Source organism: Phaeobacter sp. JH20_26, assembly GCF_048056275.1.
Taxonomy (GTDB): domain Bacteria; phylum Pseudomonadota; class Alphaproteobacteria; order Rhodobacterales; family Rhodobacteraceae; genus Phaeobacter; species Phaeobacter bryozoorum.
Genome location: NZ_JAYMWL010000013.1, coordinates 1,069,377 through 1,089,650, shown reverse-complemented (window position 1 = coordinate 1,089,650; position 20,274 = coordinate 1,069,377). Strand labels below are relative to the sequence as shown.

Here is a 20,274-nt window from a genome sequence, read left to right as displayed (position 1 = left end):
GGTGTTTGAGGTCTAATGCGCCGGACGGATAAAGCTGCCGTTGCGCAGATCCCTGAAGGCCTGCCGCAGCTCTTCCTGGGTGTTCATCACGATCGGGCCGTGCCAGGCCACGGGTTCCTCGATCGGCGCGCCTGAGATCAGCAGGAAGCGTAGGCCATCGGGGCCTGCCTGCACGGTAATTTCCTCGCCGCTGCCAAAACGCACCAATGTGCGATCCCCTGACATGTCGCGGATATGCAGCTCTTCGCCTGCGACCTCTTTTTCCAGCAGGACCCCCTGTGGCGGGGCGGCATCGACAAAAGCGCCCTGACCGGCAAAGACATAGGCAAAGGCCCGTCGATAGGTGTCGATGGAGAAGGTCTTTTTCACGCCGGGAGGCACCGAGACATCCAGATACTGCGGGTCGGCGGCAATTCCGTCCACCGGGCCGCGCTTGCCCCAGAATTCGCCCACGATGACCTTTACGCGGGTGCCGTCATCGTCGATGACCTCGGGAATGTCCTTGGCGGTGATGTCCTGATAGCGCGGCGCCGTCATCTTCTGGCTGGCGGGAAGATTGCCCCAGAGCTGGAAGCCGTGCATCTGACCCTTTGCGTTGCCCTTTGGCATTTCCTGATGCAGGATGCCTGACCCTGCGGTCATCCACTGCACGTCACCTGCGCCCAGGACACCGTTGTTGCCGAGTGAGTCGCCGTGCTGAACGGTGCCGTCCAGAACATAGGTGATGGTCTCGATCCCGCGGTGCGGATGCCAGGGAAACCCCGCTTCGAAATCCGCAGGGTGGTCATTGCGGAAGTCGTCAAACAGCAGGAACGGGTCCAGTTCACTGGGGTCGTGGAAGCCGAAAGCGCGATGCAGTTTGACGCCTGCGCCCTCCAGCGCCGGAGTGGCGGGGCGGGTCTCTAGGATAGGGCGGATCGACATAGCGGGTCTCCGGTTGCTGATTGCTCCGTCATAAATAGGCCTGTGCGAGTGTGTCGAAAAGCCCTTCCGGTTAACGGCTGATGTGCGGGAGCGCACAGCCGCAGTCGGTACGGCCCCTGGTGCAGCGGTGCCGCGACAACAGGGGGGCTATGCGGTCAGACGCAATCAGGGTACATCCGCCCGGACCAACCCCGTGATGCAGGCGGGGTGCGACGAACAGGCTGAGGGAGCAGGTGATGGGCGAGATGACTGGATCGGGCGAGATGAGCGATGAGATTTTGGCAACCGTCAATGCCTCGGCACCGCGACGGCTGCTGGCGACAGTGATGCTGGTCGTGGTGGGGGCGCTGGTGATCTATGTTGCACTGGCCACGCCGCCTGCCGCGCATTGGCTGGTGTTCCTGCTGGCCATCGGCGGTTTCTGCCTGTGGCTGGCGATGCGTCTGTGGCAGGCGACAGCGTTGCGGATCGAGCTGACAGAACAGGTGCTGCGCAGCTCTGACGGGGCCGTGATCGCCGAGGTCGCAGATGTCGTCGCGGTGGACCGCGGCGTATTTGCGTTCAAGCCGTCAAACGGGTTTCTGATCCGCACCGCCTCAAAGGGCGACCGCAGCTGGCGGCCCGGGCTTTGGTGGCGGTTGGGACATCGCATTGGCATTGGGGGTGTGACGCCGGGGGCGCAGAGCAAATCCATGGCCGAGATCCTCGCCATCATGATTGCACGGCGTGAGGCGGGACAACCACAGGTCTGAGACCGAATTTGTTCGACGAACATAGTAAGGCGCCACCGTTACCGGAGGCGCCTTTGTTGTTCGATCCACTCTTGGGTGGTCCGTAGGGTGTCAGTCTGTTGACGGTGTGCTGTCGTCATGGCCGCCGCCGCTGCCATCCTGACCTTCGAATTTTACCTGTGGTGCAAAGCGGGGTCGGGTGAAGACGAAGTTCTCGATGTCCATGGCTGGCAGGCCGATGTTGAACGCAGGATCGATGTCGTTGCGGGTTTCCACCAGAATGACCCGCTCCTGATCGGGCATGTTTGGCAGGTTGGCTTTTACCTGCTGGATCGTGGCGTCCTGCCATTCGGCGAACTGTCCGCCGCGCACCTTGGACCAGTCAACGTAGTAGCGGTTGTCCGTCTCGTCCCAGCGGATCACCGAAATCCGCAGGGAGATCGACGAATCCACGCGGATCAGCAGCTTGGCCAGCTCGTGCATACTGTCGATATAGTCCTCGTTGAGCGTGGAGGTCTCCCGCGAGATGAGGTCCGAGATCGTATAGGCGGCCTTGAGGTTCACACCTTCCTGCCGGAAAGCATCGAAATAGGTGTAGATCGCCGCAAAGACACCGAGCAGCAGTGGCATGTAAAAGGCGAATTCCACCGAGACGGAACCGTCGGTCTCTCGCCTGTAGCGGCGAAACAGGGCGCGGATATTGGTCAACATGGCTTACCGAGGCTCCTGAACAAAGGCGGAGGTCGCATAGAGGCGGATCCGGCCGTCGGCGTCATTGTCCATGTCATCGGCAAGGCCCCAGTGGGGAAAGACCGGTTTGAACGCCATGCAGGCGCGGATGAACATCAGCTCGTTTGACGCCCCTGTCACGAAGGTTCGGACCGGCTGCACGTCCTCGACCCGGTTGATGCAATCGGGCTCGGGATCGACGGGCATCCAGGCGTAGGGGTCGACCTGGACCATTTCCAGCCTGAGCGATGTGCCGCAGTCGCGGATAAACCCGGACCGGCTACAGACCTCATCGCGGATTTCATTGTGCTGTTTGGGCACGCCGGTCGACAGGCGCAGGCCGCGCACGGTCTGATCCAGCGCCCGCTCCAGCATCGACTGCTGGATGGTGATCATGCCCAGTTCCACCGTATTCATCAGCAGGAACAGAAAGGCCGGGATCACGATGGCAAATTCAACCGTGGCATTGCCGTCTTCGCGATCGCGAAACAGGCGCAGCGCCCGGCGCAGCCGATGGAGGCCCTTATGCGGGAGGTGACAGGTCATTGGGTCAGCCTCAGCTGGCGGATCGACGTGGCGATCGAGGCAAAAGCGTCGTTGATCTCCAGCCCGTTGACGTCAAAGTGATGGGCATCCGAGCTGGCACAGTCCTTCAGCACCGCAGTGCCGCCGCTGGGCGCTTCAAAGCCGATGGTATAGACCACGATGCCCTGGTTCTTGGCAGCGGTGCAGATGGCGCTGGTGCGGGCGTTTTTGACGCTGGTGTTCCAGTAGTCATAGACACCGTAGTACCAGACGCTGCGCGCCGAGGACTGCCCCATCCAGTCGCCATAGAGGTTGGAATAGAGATACTTCAGCGACGTGTCGGCAAAGAGATCCGCGTAGCTCAGCCGTTGCACATTGGCAGGCTCGCCCTGTTCGTCCTGCCACCAGCAGCTATAGCTGTCGCATTTGCGGTAGCTGCCCTGACCATAGGCGTGGTCTTCCCAGCGGTTGAGGCGATCCCACCAGTATTTGTCGCGCTGCGGGTCATAGAGCGAATAGCGCGGATTGGATCCGGTCGCCGCAGAATTGTACCAGACGTCGGATGGCCCCTCGCGGTGATCCTGCTCCACATAATACTGCGCGGTGTTCTGACCGTCGGTCATCAGGACGATGACCTTGACGGTTTCACTGTCGTTGAAATTCGCAGGCCGGTTGGCAAAGGTTGCCGGAACCATAGAAGCGCCCCCCGAGGCCAGCGCGCTGATGGCCGGGCGGGCGGAGGGATCGAGCAGGGCGGTCCCCCATTTCATACCGACGTCAATCGACGTATTGCCTCTTGCGTAGAGGTTGTCGATGAAGGTTTTCAGTGTGTTTGCATCTTTCTGGAGCGGCAGCGTCTCGCGGTCTGCGCGATCTTCGCAGACGGGGCTTGCGACGAGGTCCGAGCTGCGACGGTAATCACCGCTGGACCATGGGCTGAAGTGCATTGTGCGCTGCAGCTCGATCCCGGTCGACAGGGCGGTGCTCTGGAAATGGGCGCCGGTGAAATTCACACAGTTGGAGTATTCGTGTTCATCGGTCGTTGTGTATTGGTCCATCAAATCCGCCGGGAGGCTGACCTGAGTGGCGTAGGGGATGATCGAGATCGACATCTTGTTGTCGATGGTATTGGCGACCATCGTGTCGATGAAGTCTTTGGCTGCAACCTTGAGGTTGGTCAGGCGGCTGTTGGAGTTCATCGAGCCGGAGACATCCAGCACCAGTGAAATCTCCAGCCCGTCAATGCTCTCTTCTGCGCGCGAGGTCGCGTAGAGAGGCATGTCCTGACCGCTGGAGAATTTCAGCATATGGGTTTCAAATGTGGTGTCGATGGTGCTCTGCACCTTTTTGAAACCGATCCCGGTTTCGGCCACCGGTGGGGTGTAATATTTGTTCAGCCCGGCCTTGTTGAGATAATCCTGAACAACCACTGCAGGCGGCAGTGGCTGATCGAGGTCAGCTGCTGCCAGAACCGCACGGTCGAGCGTATATTGCAGGATGGTCCGGTCGCGCTCCATGCGCATCAGATCGACGCCGATCCCGCCGACGGCCAGCATCGACAGCAGAAATCCCACCATGGGTTTCAGCAGCACGCCCGATTCATCCGCGCGGAACGCCCGCAGCCGCGCATCGCCACGGACACAGGCGGTCAGGCAGGCCTTGCGGGCCGCGATGGATATCTTGTCAAAACGCGTAGTCATAAGTCGAACCCCCAGCCGCTTAACCCCCCGGCACAGCGCCATCAGAAATGGAATTTCACACTTATTAATGCTTTATGAAGGTGGCGGAATTGGGGCGTATACCGGACCAAATCGCGCGAATTGTCGTCAATTCCAGGCCCAATGAGGTCTCGGCGCGCCGGTTGTTCGGGCGCTGCGAACAAATCGACGGTAGCTGCGAGCAAGAGGCGACTCAGTCAAATGCCCACTGTTTTCAAATTGCCTAAAAATAAATCTTTTTGCATGGGAATGGTCAAAAAGGTCGCACCTTCTTAATCCAAGAGTCATAGTGTCCGAACACTATCTCACTGAGTCGACGCAGAAGCACGGAGTACAGCCTGATGAGCAGTGCAACAGAACCCAGTTTTCGCCAGAGTGTGGACCTGATGTTCAACAGGGCAGTTGCCCTGATGGACCTGCCACCAGGCCTGGAAGAGAAAATCAGGGTTTGCAACGCGACCTATACGGTGCGTTTTGGCGTTCGCCTGCGTGGAGGCATCCAGACCTTCACCGGCTATCGCTCGGTTCATTCCGAACATATGGAACCCGTCAAAGGCGGTATCCGCTATTCGATGGGCGTGAACCAGGATGAGGTTGAGGCGTTGGCGGCGCTGATGACCTATAAATGTGCGCTGGTCGAAGCGCCGTTTGGCGGCTCGAAGGGCGGGCTCTGCATTGATCCGCGCCAGTATGAAGAACATGAGCTTGAACTCATCACCCGCCGTTTTGCCTATGAGCTGGCCAAGCGCGACCTGATCAACCCGTCGCAGAACGTTCCGGCCCCTGATATGGGCACCGGCGAACGCGAGATGGCCTGGATCGCCGACCAATATGCGAGGATGAACACCACCGACATCAACGCCAAGGCCTGTGTTACCGGCAAGCCGCTGAATGCCGGCGGGATTGCCGGCCGTGTGGAGGCCACCGGCCGTGGCGTGCAATACGCTCTGCGCGAGTTTTTCCGCAACCCCGAGGACGTGGCTGCGGCCGGTCTCGAAGGGAAGCTGGACGGCAAGCGGGTCATTGTTCAGGGTCTGGGCAACGTGGGCTACCACGCGGCAAAGTTCCTGATGTCCGAAGACGGTGCCAAAATCACCGCAGTGATCGAACGCGATGGCGGTCTGGTCGATGAAAACGGTCTGGACATCGAAGCGGTGTCCCATTGGATTGCCAACCATGGCGGCGTCACCGGTTACCCGGATGCCCGCTACGTCGAAAACGGCGCGGTTCTGCTGGAGGAGGCCTGTGACATCCTGATTCCGGCGGCGCTGGAAGGGGTGATCAACCTCTCCAACGCGGCAAACGTGAAAGCGAACCTGATCATCGAGGCGGCCAACGGTCCAATCACTGCAGGCGCTGACGAGATCCTGCGCAAGAAGGGCGTGGTGATCATTCCCGACATGTATGCCAACGCGGGTGGTGTGACGGTTTCCTACTTCGAGTGGGTGAAGAACCTCAGCCATATCCGTTTTGGCCGGATGCAGCGCCGCCAGGAAGAGGCACGCCATCAGCTGGTCGTGGATGAGCTGGAAGCGCTGTCGGAAAGCCTGGGCAAGACCTGGACGCTGGATCCAAAGTTCAAGGAACGCTACCTGCGGGGCGCCGATGAGCTGGAGCTGGTGCGGTCGGGGCTCGATGACACCATGCGCACGGCTTATCAGTCCATGCGCGAGGTCTGGCATGGCCGCGACGATGTCACCGATCTGCGCACCGCCGCTTATCTGGTGTCCATCGACAAGGTCGCCAAGAGCTACCGCGCCAAGGGGCTTTGATCGTCACGCGAAGGACCCGAACCGGATCGGGTCCCCGCAAACACACCGAGCGCTGACGCGGTTTTGCGCCCGACCTACAGGAAACCTCGCCAGCTTGGCGGGGTTTCTTGCGTTTTGGATGTCCGCTGCGACGCGTTGGAATGCCGCCGATGCCCTTCGGAAACCCCGATAAAGCAGTAGCGCTGCGATCAAGGCGGCCCGCTGGCCAGGCCCGAGGCGCGATCCGGCAACGCTGGCTTCTTTGCTCTGGACACATGTGTATTGAATGTGCTGCTGATAGCGGGCGGTGTCGTTTGCAAGGGCGGATCAGGGCAGGTGCAGCGCCGGTCGGCACGGGTGTCCCGGCCAGGGCTGGAACCGGGAACAGGGCGCGGGCCAATCGGTGTATCAGGGCTGGTATCGGGATGCGGAACGCGCCAGACTGTCGCCCGAGAGGGCGCGGCGGCTGGCATGAGATCACCGCGGGTGCAGGTGGCCTGGCCTGCGGACGACCGGGGGATCAACCGGGATGCAAAGGGGGGAGCGGGGATGCGATTTTCTGGCTGGCGTGTGCTGCGCGAAGGGCTGACAGGCAACCGGGGCTGGCAGGCCCATTGGCGCGACCCGGATCCCAAACCCGAATATGATGCGGTGATCATCGGCGGCGGTGGTCACGGGCTGGCCACGGCCTATTACCTGGCCAAGGACCACGGGATGCGCAATATCGCCGTGCTGGAGCGCGGTTATATCGGCGGTGGCAATGTCGGACGGAACACCACCATCGTGCGGGCGAATTACTATCTGCCCGGCAATTCGGAGTTCTACTCCCATTCGTTGAAGCTCTGGGAGGGGCTGGAGCAGGATCTGAACTACAATGCGATGATGTCGCAGCGGGGGATCCTGAACGTGTTCCACAATGACGCGCAGCGCGACAGCGCGGTGCGGCGGGCGAATGCGATCATCAATCAGGGCGATGATGCCGAGATCCTGTCCCGTGACCAGCTGCGCGAAATGGTGCCGCTGCTGAACTATGACAATAACCGGTTTCCCATCCAGGGGGCGCTGTTGCAGCGGCGGGCGGGCACGGCGCGCCATGATGCGGTCGCCTGGGGCTTTGCGCGGGGGGCGGATCAGCGCGGTGTCGATATCCTGCAGAATTGCGAGGTCACCGGCATTCGGACCGAGGGCGGCAAGGTCATCGGGGTGGAAACCCCCCGTGGCCTGATCCGCGCGGGCAAGGTTGCGATGGCCGCCGCCGGGCGCTCCAGCCAGGTGGCGGCCATGGCGGGGCTGACCCTGCCGATCGAGAGCCATGTGCTCCAGGCCTTTGTCTCCGAAGGGCTGAAGCCGATTATCGACCACGTCATCACCTTTGCGGAGGGGCATCTCTATATCAGCCAGTCCGACAAGGGGGGGCTGGTGTTTGGCAGCTATCTCGACCTCTATGCCTCTTATGCGGCGCGAGGCAATCTGCCGATGGTGGAACACACGATGGAGGCCTGCATGGCGATGCTGCCGGCCATCGGCAAGGCGCGGCTGCTGCGCAGCTGGGGCGGCATCATGGATATGACGCCGGACGGATCGCCGATCATTGATCGCACGCCGATTGAGGGTCTCTATCTCAATGCGGGCTGGTGTTATGGCGGCTTCAAGGCAACCCCCGCCTCGGGGCAGTGTTATGCGCATCTGATCGCCACGGATCGCCCGCATCAGGCGGCGGCAGCGTTCCGGCTGGACCGGTTTGAGACCGGTCGGGGCCTGATGGATGAGGAGGCGACCGGTGCGCAGCATAACCTGCATTGACCGTCGCGTGGTCCGCGCCGGCGTCTTGGCTGGCGTGACGGCGTATTTGAGTATTTCTGGAAAGGTGAAAGGGCGCCCGTCATGAGGATTACCTGTCCGCTCTGCGGTGAGCGTGATCGTCGCGAGTTCTATTATCGCGGGGCGGTGCTGGAGGCGCCGGAGGAGGGCGCGCCCCTCGAGGTCTGGCATGCTCATGTCCATCTGCGGCTCAACCCGGCAGGCCCGCTGGAGGAATGGTGGTATCATCAGCACGGCTGTGGCAGCTGGATCAGGGTGCGGCGCGACACCTCAAATCACGAGATGCTCGCCGCCGCGCCTGCGGCAACCGGGGAGGCGGGCTGATGCGGGTTGCAGGTTGGGGCGGCATGGCAGAGCCGCGCGAGGTCGATTTCAGTTTCAATGGGCGTGTGTTGCGGGGGCATGAAGGTGAGCCGCTGGCGGCGGCGCTGTTGGCCAATGACATTCACCTTGTCGGGCGCTCGTTCAAATATCATCGGCCACGCGGCATTCTGACCGCGGGCAGTGAGGAGCCCAATGCGCTGGTTACCCTGGGCGAGGGGGCGGCGCAGGAACCCAATCTGCGCGCCACCACCCTGCCGGTATACCAGGGGTTGGCGGCGCGGAGCCAGAACTGCTGGCCCTCGGTGGGCTTTGATGTGATGGCCGTCAATGATCTGGCGGCCCCGTTTCTGGGCGCGGGGTTCTACTACAAGACCTTCATGTGGCCTGCGGTCTTCTGGGAGAAGATCTACGAGCCGGTCATTCGTCGTGCAGCAGGGCTGGGGGCGTTGTCCGGGGCGCCGGATGACGGGACCTACGAAAAGGCATTTGGGTTCTGTGATCTTCTGGTCATCGGCGCGGGACCTGCGGGTCTGATGGCGGCGCTGACGGCGGCGCGGGGTGGTGCGGATGTGATCCTTTGTGACGAAGATAGCGCGCCCGGTGGTCGCCTGCTGAGCGAGCGCGAGACCATCGCAGGGCAGCCGGCACAGGACTGGGTGGCGGCTGTGGTTGCGGAGCTGGACAGTCTGGACAATGTGCGGCGCATGGCCTCGACCACGGTGACCGGGGTCTATGATCAGGGCACCTATGGTGCGCTTGAAACCACAGCTGCCGGGTCCGGCAAGGCTGCGCGCAGCTGTTTCTGGCGGCTGGTGGCAAAGCGCGCGATCCTGGCATCCGGCGCGCTGGAGCGGCCGGTGGCCTTTGCCAATAACGACCGACCCGGCATCATGATGGCAGGTGCGGTGCGAAGCTACCTCAATCGGTGGGGGGTGGCGCCCGGTGAGCGGGTGACGGTGTTTGCCAACAATGACGATGCTCATCGGACGGCACGGGATCTGGCGGCGGCGGGTGTTCATGTCGCGGCGGTCATCGACAGCCGCCATGACGCACCACAGAGCGATGAGTTCCGGGTGATCCGGGGCGCTCAGGTCTGCAATGCCTCAGGCCGTCAGCGATTGGAAAGCCTGACGCTGCGCTCCGTTGCGGGGGAGGAAAAGCTGCAGACCGACTGTCTGGCCATGTCCGGTGGCTGGAATCCGACGCTGCATCTGACCTGTCACCTGAACGGGCGGCCGCGCTGGCGGCGCGATCTGGCCTGTTTTGTGCCGCAGGAGGGCGCGGTGCCGGGGCTGGCGGTTGCCGGGGCCTGTGGCGGAGCTTTCTCCACTGCGGCGGCCTTGCGGGACGGGGCGGAGGCGGGCGCACGCGCGCTGGAGGCGCTGGGCAGGCGCGCTGTGCCCGTGGAGCTGCCGGAGGCCGAGGATGCGCCCTGCCGGGTGACGCCGCTTTGGTCGGTGCCGGGGCGCGGGCGGGCCTGGGTGGATTTCCAGAACGATGTGACGGTCAAGGACATCTGTCAGGCGGGGCGCGAGAATTTCCGCTCGGTCGAGCATATGAAGCGGTACACCACGCAAGGCATGGCCACCGATCAGGGCAAGAGCTCCAATGTGGTGGCTCTGGCAGTGCTGGCCGAGGCCACGGGCCGCAGCATTCCCGAGACCGGCACCACCACTTTTCGCCCGCCTTATGTGCCGGTGCCGATCGGGGTGATGGGGGCAGGCGCGCAGGATCACGGCTTTGCGCCGCGTCGGCTGCTGACATCCCATGCGCTGGCCGAGGATATGGGCGCGCATATGATGGAGGTGGGGCTGTGGTATCGCGCCAGCTATTTTCCGAAACAGGGTGAAACCAGCTGGCGGCAATCCTGCGACCGCGAGGTCGGGTATGTGCGCAATGCGGTTGGGGTGGCGGATGTCTCCACCCTTGGCAAGATCGACATTCAGGGGCCGGATGCCGCCCGGTTGCTGGACTATGTCTATGCCAATGGGTTTGCCACGCTGCAACCCGGTCGGGTGCGCTATGGGCTGATGCTGCGCGAAGACGGGTTTGTCATGGATGACGGTACCACCGCCTGTCTGGCGCCAGACCACTATGTGATGACCACCACGACCGCAGCGGCCGGGCAGGTGATGGCGCATCTGGAATTCGTGAGCCAGGCGCTGCACCCGGAGTGGGACGTGCGGATCCAGTCTGTGACCGAGCAGTGGGCGCAGTTTTCCATCGCAGGCCCGAAGGCGCGGAGGCTGTTGCAGGATCTCCTCGGCGCGGCATTTGTTAGCGAGGACTGGCCGTTCATGGCCTGTGGCGTAGTGGCGCTGGGAGAGGTCACGGCCCGGCTGTTCCGCATCTCTTTCTCGGGCGAGGAGGCCTATGAGCTGGCGGTTCCTGCGCGCTATGGCGAGAGCCTGTTTGGCGAATTGCTGCGCCGGGCGGAAGCGCTTGGCGGTGGGGCCTATGGGCTGGAGGCATTGAATGTGCTGCGCATTGAAAAAGGGTTTCTGACCCATGCCGAGATCAACGGCACCGCGACGCTGCATGATCTGGGGTTCGGTGGGATGCTCCGCTCCGGCAAACCCTGTGTCGGTCGCGCGATGGCCCTGCGCGAGGGGTTGGTCGCCAAGGCGCGGATGCGGCTGGTCGGGATCAGACCCACCGGCGCGGTGCAGCAGCTGACCGCCGGGGCGCATCTGTTTGACCCGGAGGATCCGGTCGACCGGCCACATGATCAGGGTTATGTCACCTCGGTCTGCTATTCGCCGACCTTGGGGCATATGATTGGTCTGGCGCTGATAAAGGCCGGTCCAGACCGGATTGGCGATCCGATCCGCATGGTGGATCACACGGCAGGGCTGGACGTGCTCTGCGAGATTGTCGAGCCGGTGTTCTTTGATCCAGAGGGGGAGCGTGCGCGTGGTTAAGCTGATTGCAAAATCGCCCTGTGCGGGGCTGCTGCCTGTGCAGGTGGGGGATCTGTCGCTGAGGGAGGCGACGCTGGAGGAGATGACCACCCTCGCGCCCTATGCCGGTCAAGAAGCCGCGCTCTCCGAAGTGCTGTCGGCCGCGCATGGGCTGCGCTGGCCGATGCCGGACCGAAGCAACAGCAAGGCCGGGGCGCGGATTATCTGGTTTGGCCGTGAGCTGGCGCTGCTGTCCGGCGTGCGGCCGGATCCTGCGCTGGCAGATCATGCCGCGCTGACCGATCAGAGCGATGGCTGGGCTGTGGTGCTTCTGGAAGGTGCGCAGGGCGACGCGGTGTTGGCACGGCTCTGCCCGGTGGATTTGCGGCCCGCCGTGTTCAAACGCGGCCATACCGTCCGATGTGAGCTGAAGCACATGGCGGCCTCGGTCACCCGGCTCGGGCCAAAGAGCCTGCAGATCATGGTGTTCCGCTCCATGGCGGAGACACTTGTGGATGATCTGAAAACAGCGATGGAAGCTGTTGCGGCACGGGGGTAATCTCAGGGATCACCAACTGATTCCGGGAGCCAAGTGTATGATCCGTCTTGCCCTTGTCGCAGCTTTGCTGGCCGCGCCAGCCTATGCCGCTGAAAAAAAAGAAGAAAGCTGCAAGTATCAAGGGCAGGTCATGGCGGCCGTGCAGCAGGCGCGGCTGGACCGTGTGAAACAGGCTGATGTTGCCCAGACGATTCTGGACAGTGATCCCGCCTGGCCCGAGCAGTACAGCAAAGCCATTCCGCAGCTGACCGCGCATATCTACAGTCTGCGCAAGCGCGATCTGCGCGACAATGACTTCGGCGCGCTGCTGGAGCAGCAATGTCTGGCGAATTGGGATCAGATCCAGAAGATGCAGAAGCAGTTGCAGAGCAACTGAGATGTCGCTTCCCCCCGGGTTCCTTGATGAATTGCGCACTCGCGTCAGCCTCTCTCAGGTTGTCGGGCGCAAGGTCATGTGGGATCAGCGAAAATCGAATCAGGGCAAGGGCGACATGTGGGCGCCATGCCCCTTCCACCATGAAAAATCCGCCAGTTTCCACGTCGATGACCGCAAGGGTTTCTATTACTGCTTTGGCTGTCATGCCAAAGGGGATGCGCTGAAATTCGTGCAGGAGACGGAGAACGTCGGCTTCATGGAGGCGGTGCAGATCCTGGCGCAGGAGGCGGGGATGGAAATGCCCGCCCGCGACCCCAAGGCCCAGCAGAAGCAGGACCACCGGGCCCAGTTGGCCGAGGTGATGGAACAGGCGGTGCGGTTTTTCCGCCTTCAGCTCAACACGCGGTCGGGTGAGGCTGCGCGCAGCTATCTTGCGCGGCGCGGGCTGACGGGTCAGGCCCTGGAACGCTGGGAGATCGGTTTTGCCCCTGACGGCTGGCAGAACCTATGGGACGCGCTGCGCGGCAAGGGTGTGCCGGAAGAGCTGATCATGGGTGCGGGGCTGGCCAAACCCTCGAACAAAGGCGGCAAGCCCTATGACACCTTTCGCAACCGGATCATGTTTCCAATCCGCGATGCGCGCGGGCGGGCGATCGCCTTTGGCGGCCGAGCCATGGATCCGCGCGACAATGCGAAATATCTGAACTCGCCGGAGACCGCGCTGTTTGACAAGGGGCGCAGCCTTTACAATCACGGGCCTGCGCGCACCGCGTCGGGGAAATCCGGCCAGCTGCTGGTCGCCGAAGGCTACATGGATGTGATCGCCCTTGCAGAGGGCGGATTTGAGGCGGCGGTGGCGCCTCTGGGCACTGCGATCACCGAAAACCAGCTCCAGATGCTGTGGCGCATTGCGGATGAGCCGATCATCGCGCTGGACGGCGATACCGCTGGTCTGCGCGCGGCGATGCGGCTGATTGATCTGGCATTGCCCTTGCTTGAGGCGGGGAAATCCCTGCGGTTTGCGCTGATGCCCGAGGGCAAGGACCCCGATGACCTGATCCGAGCCGAAGGGCCGGAGGCGGTGCAGAGGGTGCTTGATCAGGCGATGCCGATGGTGCGGCTGCTGTGGCAGCGCGAAACGGAGGGCAAGGTTTTCGACAGTCCCGAGCGCAAGGCCGCGCTGGACAAGGCGCTGCGCGACAAGATCCGGCTGATCCGCGATCCCTCGATCCGCCGCCACTATGGCGAGGATCTGCAGGATCTGCGCTGGCAGCTGTTTCGCGGCGGCCGCCCGCGCGAAGCGACAGCGGCACCGGGGCTGGACGCCGGGTTCGATGCGCTGCCGGATCCGGGGTTTGATACCGGTTTTGATCCGGGGCCAAGCTTTGATCCGGGCTTTGGAGCTGCGGGCGATCCCGACTTTGGCGGCGATTATGGCGATTATGATAGCGGCTACGATCCGGGCTACGACAGTGGATTTGATCCCGGTTATGAGGCGCCGCCGCCGCCCGTCACCCCGGCTCAGGCGGGCAATCAGGGCAATTACAGCGCTGGAAAATTCCGCAAGGCTGGTGGTTTCCGCGATGGTGCCCGGATGCCCTGGCGCGGCAAGAACGCCCCACCACAGCCGCTGGAGACGACCCGTAATTCGCTGCTTGCTGGCGGCAGCGAGGAAGCGCTGGTGCGCGTCCGTGAGGCAGTGATTCTGGCGACGGTGATCACCACACCGGCGGTGATTGCAAAATATGAGGTCAATCTGGAACGTATGGCCTGTGTCGGCTCGGATCACGCGCTGCTGCGCGATCTGGTGCTGCGTCATGGTGTAGATGCGCCTGAACGGCTGAAAGAGGAAATTGCACAGGCTGCCGGCAGCCATGCCCTTGAAAACCTCTTTGCGCTTCGCCATGTGGCAATCAGCCCCTGTCTGCGTCGTCCCGGCGATGTGGAAATCGCCAGCCTGACCCTGGCGGAGGAATTTGCCAAGCTGGAGGCAAGCCGGGGCCTGGATGCAGAGCTGGCCGAGGCGGAAGAGGATCTGGACGGGCTGGCTGATGAGGCTGTGACATGGCGGCTGGGACAGGCTGCCGAAGCGCGCAACAAAGCCGTGCGCAGTGAGAACGAAGACCGAGCGCAATATGATGTGGGGGAGAACGGAGCGCGTCTGAACCGTGAGGAACGCGACGCTTTCGGAGCCCTTTTGGAACGAATTGGCTACTCCAAGAAGTGACCGCTGCGCCGCAGTCAGGTCGTTTTGCTAAGGAAGAGCGAAAGAAAAACGGGTAAACCGGGTGACGAATCAGCGGATCGCGATAATGATTCGCGAAACCGAATCGCCCCAGCCCCGACGAGGAGCATTGAATGGCCGCCAAAGATACCGACGACCGCAAACCTGACGATCAGGAGCCCGAAATCTCTCTCGACATGAGCCAGGCTCAGGTCAAGAAGATGATCGCCGAAGCGCGCGAGAAGGGTTACATCACCTATGATCAGCTCAATCAGGTCCTGCCGCCGGATCAGGTAAGCTCGGAGCAGATCGAGGACGTGATGTCGATGCTCTCCGAAATGGGCATCAACATCATCGAAGATGAGGAAGCCGAAGAGGAAGAGCAGAAGGGCTCGACCGATCTGGTGACCACCGACAGCAACCGCGAAGTGGCGGTGGCTGGCGCGGCAGCTGAGAAGCTGGACCGCACCGACGACCCTGTGCGCATGTATCTGCGCGAAATGGGATCGGTCGAACTGCTGAGCCGCGAAGGCGAGATCGCCATCGCCAAGCGGATCGAAGCTGGCCGCAACACGATGATCGCCGGTCTCTGCGAGAGCCCGCTGACCTTTCAGGCGATCACCATCTGGCATGACGAACTTCTGTCCGAAGACATTCTGCTGCGCGATGTGATCGACCTTGAGGCGACGTTCGGCAACCAGCTGGACGAAGACGGTGAGGTTGGCGAGCCGGTGGTGGATACCTCTGTCGTTGCCGCGAGCAAACCTGTGGCGAAAGACACCGGTCCAGAGCTCGACGCTGACGGCAACCCGATTGCATCGGACGACGACGAGGACGAGGACGATCAGGCCAACATGTCCCTTGCCGCGATGGAAGCGGCGCTGAAGGACAAGGTGCTGACCACGCTGGAACAGATCTCCTCCGACTATGCACAGCTGAGCGAAATGCAGGACAGCCGGATTTCGGCCACCCTGAACGAAGATGGCTCTTTCAGCGCGCAGGATGAGCAGATCTATCAGTCTCTGCGGTCTGAAATTGTTCTGCTGGTCAACGAGTTGCACCTGCACAACAACCGGATCGAAGCGCTGATCGACCAGCTTTATGGCATCAACCGCCGTGTCATGCAGATCGACAGCTCGATGGTGAAACTGGCGGATCAGGCCCGTATCAACCGTCGCGAGTTCGTGGATGCCTACCGTGGCCGCGAGCTGGATCCGAACTGGCTGGCCGATATGGCGGAGAAGCCGGGACGGGGCTGGCAGATGTTTGTCGAACGTTCCACCGACAAGGTCGAAGAGCTGCGCGCCGATATGGCGCAGGTCGGTCAGTATGTCGGTCTCGACATCTCTGAATTCCGCCGCATCGTGCAGCAGGTCCAGAAGGGTGAGAAAGAAGCCCGTCAGGCGAAGAAGGAAATGGTTGAGGCCAACCTGCGTCTGGTGATCTCGATCGCCAAGAAATACACCAACCGCGGCCTGCAGTTCCTTGACCTCATTCAGGAAGGCAACATCGGCCTGATGAAGGCGGTGGATAAATTCGAATACCGCCGGGGTTACAAGTTCTCGACCTATGCGACCTGGTGGATCCGTCAGGCGATCACCCGCTCCATCGCGGATCAGGCCCGGACCATTCGTATTCCGGTCCATATGATCGAGACGATCAACAAGCTGGTCCGCACCGGCCGCCAGATGCTGCATGAAATCGGCCGCGAGCCGACGCCGGAAGAACTGGCAGAAAAGCTCCAGATGCCGCTGGAAAAGGTCCGCAAGGTGATGAAAATCGCCAAGGAGCCGATCTCTCTCGAAACCCCGATCGGGGACGAGGAAGACAGCCAGCTGGGCGATTTCATCGAGGACAAGAATGCCGTGCTGCCGCTCGACAGCGCCATTCAGGAAAACCTCAAGGAAACCACCACCCGCGTGCTGGCTTCGCTCACCCCGCGTGAGGAGCGGGTTCTGCGGATGCGTTTTGGCATCGGCATGAACACCGACCACACGCTGGAAGAGGTGGGCCAGCAGTTCAGCGTGACCCGCGAGCGGATCCGCCAGATCGAGGCGAAGGCGCTGCGCAAGCTCAAGCACCCGAGCCGGTCTCGCAAACTGCGCAGCTTCCTCGACCAGTAATGCGGCAGTTGATATCCGAACAGAACAGGCGCCCCGGTGGGGCGCCTTTTTGCTGTGTGCCTTGCAGCAGGGGGCGGTTCGGCATGGATTTTGCGGGTCCAGCCCGTCGCAGCCCGGCCCGCCTGTCTGGGTGGCGTTGTTAACCATTCCTAACAGTCAGCAATTGTTTTTGGGCCGCGAATACCTAAGTTACCAATATGTTAACTTTGCGAGATCGGAGGGGTCCAATGGCGCATCATTCGAATTTGAACGAGGCACTTAATGTGCTGGACGACAAGCTCCGCTCGCTCAGCGCGCTGACCAAGGCGAATGCCTTTCTTGTCGAAATCATGCGCAAAGATCGCGCCCTGCTTGAACAGATGGAAGCCCCTGCTGCCCGGGCGATGTTGATGGACCGCGCCTGCCAGTGCTTTGGTGAGGGCGCAGGAGATGCCGCAGATCCAGATGTTCTGGAGGTGCTGGCGACCGCCCTAACCGAAGGGCAAACAGCTGAAATCATTCCGTTCCCCACCGACCGACGTCATTGAGCGGGCCATAGGCACCGCCGCGTCACCGCGCCTGAGGTGACACATCCGGAAGGGGTGACCCTTCCGGATGTTTTTATGGGCGTTACTCCCCCGCAGTGCTGCGGCGCGTGCGGCCTCAGCCGGTCGGCATCAGGAAGACCTCCCGCACGGCATTGCGCGGGTCGGCCTCCAGCGCAAAGACAACGGCATCGGCCACGTCTTCGGGCTGGAGCTTGTCGGGCTTGGCTTCGTCGAAGAACGCGGTGTCCACCATCCCCGGCGCAACCACGGTACAGCGCCCGCCCCAGTCCTTCATCTCTTCGGCCAGATTGCCGCCATAGCCATGGACGAACCATTTTGAGGCGCCATAGATGGAGCCGGGGATATGCACCCGCCCTGCCGCCGAACCGGTCAGCACGATGTGTCCTTTCTGCGGTTTCAGATGCGGGATAGCGGCTTTTGCCGTGTAGAGCAGGGCCATGATGTTGATATGAACCATGTCATGCCATTCCGAGGGGTCGCCGTTTTCCGTCCCGGGAGTGTTGAGACCGGTCCCGGCATTGGCAAAGGCTGCGTCGATCTGGCCGAAACTGTCGCGCAGATGCTGTAGGGCGGCGACCTGATCCTCGAATTTGGTGGCATCTCCCGGCAAGGCCAGGGCGCCGTCGCCCAGTTCCTCGGCGAGGCTGTTGAGCTTGTCTTCGGACCGGGCGAACAGGCCGACGTTCCAGCCTGCCTTGTGGGCCGCACGCGCGGTTGCTGCGCCGATGCCGCTGGATGCGCCGGTGATGAACAGGGTTTTCTGAGCCATGGGAGGATCCTCTGTCTTGTGGTTGTTTGACCGCTCAACGCGGCGAGTGCCCGATTGGTTGCGCAGGTGATGGGCCTGTTTCGGCAGCGTTGAATGTGAACAGTTGTGACTGGCCGTGGTCGGCGGTATCTGGAATCCTGCCGGTGGCCCTCTATCTCTAACCTGTGGGCTTCGCGCAGATCGCAGGTCAGCTTGCGCGCGCATCCTCAGAGCCGCGGGCTGAATTACTCATCAAGGATAGGCATCATGCGACTATTTTCTGTGACTATTGCGGCGGCGCTTGCGCTGTCAGCCTGCGCCGAAGCAACCCCGACCGGCCATGTGACCGTCGATCAGGCGCGTGTCTTTGCTCTTCCTGACGGCAGTTTCGAAGTGGTCCCGCCGCAGGGCGCAGTGCGCTCGGCATTCTGGTGTGGCGCGGCGGACTACGCGCGCCGCGCGCTTGGTGCCGACTGGGGGCAGAGCATCTATGTCGTGCGCGGTATCGGCGAGGGCGTCGCCGTGAACCGTAAATCCACCGTGCATTTCAGCCTGAGCCCGGTTGCAAGTGATCGTCCCGACAGTTGGCTGAAACGGACAAATGCCTATCGCGTTGGTGACCGGCTCAGCGTTCAGGAGGCCGATCACCAGTGCACCACCGCCTTTGTTCGCTTTTGACCGGCGCCCTCATTCGCAATCGGCGAGGTTCATCATGACCGGTTTTCCCAGTTTCAAATCCCGCAGAGCGCGTCAGATCTCCAGGGGCCGTCGGGCTGGACCACGCCGGACGGCACTCGCCGTTGTGGGTGTTGGGCTTGGCCTTCTGGCGCTGGCGGTGCCGGCATCCGCCTTTCGTGCGATCAACCGGCTGGAGGTCGTGCCCGCGGGGGCGAGTCAGTTTGAGGTGATCGGACGGGCCGGGGCGCTGAAATCCGACTACTGGTGTGCCGCCGGAGACTATGTGCGCAAATCGCTCGGACTGCCCTGGCAGACAAAGATCTACGCCGTCGACGGCATCGGGGCCAGCAGCACCACCGGTGCACGTTCCGCCGTGCGGTTCACCTTGGATCCGGCCGCCGCCGGGGTGACGCCATTCTCCGGCAACTGGACCGGTGATATCCTGACGCCCGGCTATGCGTTTCGTGCCAATGCGGCCTATGGCAAATGCGAAGACTGGATTTTCCCCTTTCGCAGCCGTAACTGATAGCCGGGCAGAAGTTTGGGCATCGAGGTGATCCATGCAGGCAGAGTTCACCGTCTCCACCCGCGGGCAGGGGCTGTATGAAATCACCGATCAGATTGTGGACTGGGTATCGCGCGCACACTGCGACGCCGGGCTGCTGACGCTTTTTGTGCGGCACACCTCCTGTTCGCTGCTGATCCAGGAAAACGCCGATCCGGAGGTGCAGGGCGATCTCCTCGCTTATCTGTCGCGTCTGGTGCCGCCCGCGTCCGATCCGTCGATGGCCTATCTGCGCCACACCTATGAGGGGCCTGACGATATGCCTGCCCATATCAAGGCGGCGATCCTGCCTGTCAGCCTGTCGATCCCGGTGACCGCCGGGCGGCCTGCCTTGGGCACCTGGCAGGGCATCTACCTGTTCGAGCATCGCGACGCAGCGCACAGCCGCAGGGTGATCGCGCATTTGGTTTAAGCCCCGGCATCTTGTGGTCTTAATTCACCTCTACCCAAACCCTAGAGGCTGCCATATAGTTGTGGATAAGGGCGCAGCGGCGTCCGGTTGACCGGCGGACTGGAACAGGGGGGACAGCTGATGCGCTGCCCGTTTTGCGGAAATATCGACACCCAAGTAAAGGACTCGCGCCCTGCTGAGGATCACGTTTCGATCCGGCGGCGCCGGTTCTGCCCGGCCTGTGGTGGCCGCTTCACCACCTATGAGCGGGTGCAGCTGCGTGACCTCGTGGTGATCAAGACCAATGGCAAACGTGAAGATTTCGACCGCGACAAGCTGGAGCGCTCGATCCGCATTTCCATGCAGAAACGCCCGATTGAACCGGAACGCATAGATCAGATGATCTCGGGCATCGTGCGGCGCTTGGAGAGCATGGGTGAGACCGATATCCCGTCCAAGAAGATCGGTGAAATCGTGATGGAGGCGCTGGCCCGTATAGATACCGTGGCCTACGTCCGCTTTGCCAGTGTTTACAAGAACTTCCAGGCGGCGGATGATTTTGAGGATTTCGTTCACGAGCTGCGCCCGCCGGAGGCGCCGGAAGAGTGAACGCCTCCGGACGGATGCGGGCTGGGGATA

Annotated in this window: 19 protein-coding genes; 14 read left to right on the top strand and 5 right to left on the bottom strand. The window is 62.1% G+C overall.

Annotation, left to right across the window (positions count from 1 at the left end; translation table 11 throughout):
- Positions 1-12: 12 nt before the first annotated feature.
- Positions 13-924 (bottom strand): pirin family protein, encoded by a 912-nt coding sequence (locus VWY60_RS11030; protein ID WP_340544957.1) that lies wholly within the window; start codon positions 922-924, stop codon positions 13-15.
- A 236-nt stretch (positions 925-1,160) separates the two neighbouring features.
- Between VWY60_RS11030 and VWY60_RS11025 the strand changes: the two genes are divergently transcribed.
- Entirely contained in the window at positions 1,161-1,676 is a 516-nt protein-coding gene (locus VWY60_RS11025; RefSeq protein ID WP_340544958.1) for a hypothetical protein, read from the top strand.
- Between the two features lie 90 nt (positions 1,677-1,766).
- On the opposite strand, the gene VWY60_RS11020 is transcribed toward VWY60_RS11025, so the two are convergent.
- Genes VWY60_RS11020 through VWY60_RS11010 form a run of 3 tightly spaced genes read right to left on the bottom strand, consistent with a single transcriptional unit; the run spans position 1,767 to position 4,609 of the window.
- The gene (locus tag VWY60_RS11020; protein WP_416540472.1) at positions 1,767-2,366 is read right to left on the bottom strand and encodes a TadE/TadG family type IV pilus assembly protein; all 600 of its coding nucleotides are present in this window, start codon (positions 2,364-2,366) and stop codon (positions 1,767-1,769) included.
- A 3-nt stretch (positions 2,367-2,369) separates the two neighbouring features.
- Entirely contained in the window at positions 2,370-2,930 is a 561-nt protein-coding gene (locus VWY60_RS11015; RefSeq protein WP_416540471.1) for a TadE/TadG family type IV pilus assembly protein, read from the bottom strand.
- Positions 2,927-4,609 carry a pilus assembly protein TadG-related protein gene (locus VWY60_RS11010; protein ID WP_340544962.1) on the bottom strand — a complete coding sequence of 561 codons (1,683 nt, stop codon included), beginning with the start codon at positions 4,607-4,609 and terminating at the stop codon, positions 2,927-2,929. The genes VWY60_RS11015 and VWY60_RS11010 overlap by 4 nt, the downstream gene beginning before the upstream one ends.
- A 359-nt stretch (positions 4,610-4,968) precedes the next feature.
- Between VWY60_RS11010 and VWY60_RS11005 the strand changes: the two genes are divergently transcribed.
- The 9 genes from VWY60_RS11005 to VWY60_RS10965 all read left to right on the top strand — a co-directional run bounded on the left by VWY60_RS11005 (position 4,969) and on the right by VWY60_RS10965 (position 17,232).
- The gene (locus VWY60_RS11005) at positions 4,969-6,399 is read left to right on the top strand and encodes a Glu/Leu/Phe/Val family dehydrogenase (protein WP_340544963.1); all 1,431 of its coding nucleotides are present in this window, start codon (positions 4,969-4,971) and stop codon (positions 6,397-6,399) included.
- Between the two features lie 528 nt (positions 6,400-6,927).
- Positions 6,928-8,181 carry a sarcosine oxidase subunit beta family protein gene (locus tag VWY60_RS11000; protein ID WP_340544965.1) on the top strand — a complete coding sequence of 418 codons (1,254 nt, stop codon included), beginning with the start codon at positions 6,928-6,930 and terminating at the stop codon, positions 8,179-8,181.
- An 81-nt stretch (positions 8,182-8,262) separates the two neighbouring features.
- Complete coding sequence (locus tag VWY60_RS10995; protein ID WP_416534798.1) at positions 8,263-8,523, top strand: sarcosine oxidase subunit delta; 261 nt, start codon at positions 8,263-8,265, stop codon at positions 8,521-8,523.
- Positions 8,523-11,444, top strand: coding sequence for a sarcosine oxidase subunit alpha family protein (locus VWY60_RS10990; protein WP_416540470.1), 2,922 nt, complete (start codon positions 8,523-8,525; stop codon positions 11,442-11,444). Before VWY60_RS10995 ends, VWY60_RS10990 begins: the two co-directional genes overlap by 1 nt.
- Positions 11,437-11,982: a sarcosine oxidase subunit gamma gene (locus tag VWY60_RS10985; RefSeq protein ID WP_416540469.1), complete on the top strand. Its 546-nt coding sequence runs from the start codon at positions 11,437-11,439 to the stop codon at positions 11,980-11,982. The genes VWY60_RS10990 and VWY60_RS10985 overlap by 8 nt, the downstream gene beginning before the upstream one ends.
- 37 nt (positions 11,983-12,019) lie before the next feature.
- Positions 12,020-12,358, top strand: coding sequence for a hypothetical protein (locus VWY60_RS10980; protein WP_416534801.1), 339 nt, complete (start codon positions 12,020-12,022; stop codon positions 12,356-12,358).
- A 1-nt stretch (position 12,359) separates the two neighbouring features.
- Positions 12,360-14,585: a DNA primase gene (gene dnaG, locus VWY60_RS10975; RefSeq protein ID WP_416539315.1), complete on the top strand. Its 2,226-nt coding sequence runs from the start codon at positions 12,360-12,362 to the stop codon at positions 14,583-14,585.
- Between the two features lie 131 nt (positions 14,586-14,716).
- On the top strand, positions 14,717-16,705 hold the full coding sequence (rpoD, locus tag VWY60_RS10970) for an RNA polymerase sigma factor RpoD (protein WP_340544973.1): 1,989 nt from the start codon (positions 14,717-14,719) through the stop codon (positions 16,703-16,705).
- Positions 16,706-16,932: 227 nt separating this feature from the next.
- Positions 16,933-17,232: a hypothetical protein gene (locus tag VWY60_RS10965; protein WP_416539316.1), complete on the top strand. Its 300-nt coding sequence runs from the start codon at positions 16,933-16,935 to the stop codon at positions 17,230-17,232.
- 115 nt (positions 17,233-17,347) lie between these two features.
- On the opposite strand, the gene VWY60_RS10960 is transcribed toward VWY60_RS10965, so the two are convergent.
- On the bottom strand, positions 17,348-18,022 hold the full coding sequence (locus tag VWY60_RS10960; RefSeq protein WP_416534804.1) for an SDR family oxidoreductase: 675 nt from the start codon (positions 18,020-18,022) through the stop codon (positions 17,348-17,350).
- A 246-nt stretch (positions 18,023-18,268) separates the two neighbouring features.
- Between VWY60_RS10960 and VWY60_RS10955 the strand changes: the two genes are divergently transcribed.
- The 4 genes from VWY60_RS10955 (at position 18,269) to nrdR (ending at position 20,244) form a co-directional block, all read left to right on the top strand.
- Entirely contained in the window at positions 18,269-18,679 is a 411-nt protein-coding gene (locus VWY60_RS10955; protein WP_416539317.1) for a hypothetical protein, read from the top strand.
- Positions 18,680-18,713: 34 nt separating this feature from the next.
- Positions 18,714-19,205, top strand: coding sequence for a hypothetical protein (locus VWY60_RS10950; protein WP_416540468.1), 492 nt, complete (start codon positions 18,714-18,716; stop codon positions 19,203-19,205).
- Between the two features lie 34 nt (positions 19,206-19,239).
- Positions 19,240-19,656 carry a secondary thiamine-phosphate synthase enzyme YjbQ gene (locus VWY60_RS10945; protein WP_416540467.1) on the top strand — a complete coding sequence of 139 codons (417 nt, stop codon included), beginning with the start codon at positions 19,240-19,242 and terminating at the stop codon, positions 19,654-19,656.
- Positions 19,657-19,776: 120 nt separating this feature from the next.
- On the top strand, positions 19,777-20,244 hold the full coding sequence (gene nrdR / locus VWY60_RS10940; protein WP_340544979.1) for a transcriptional regulator NrdR: 468 nt from the start codon (positions 19,777-19,779) through the stop codon (positions 20,242-20,244).
- Positions 20,245-20,274: the final 30 nt, after the last annotated feature.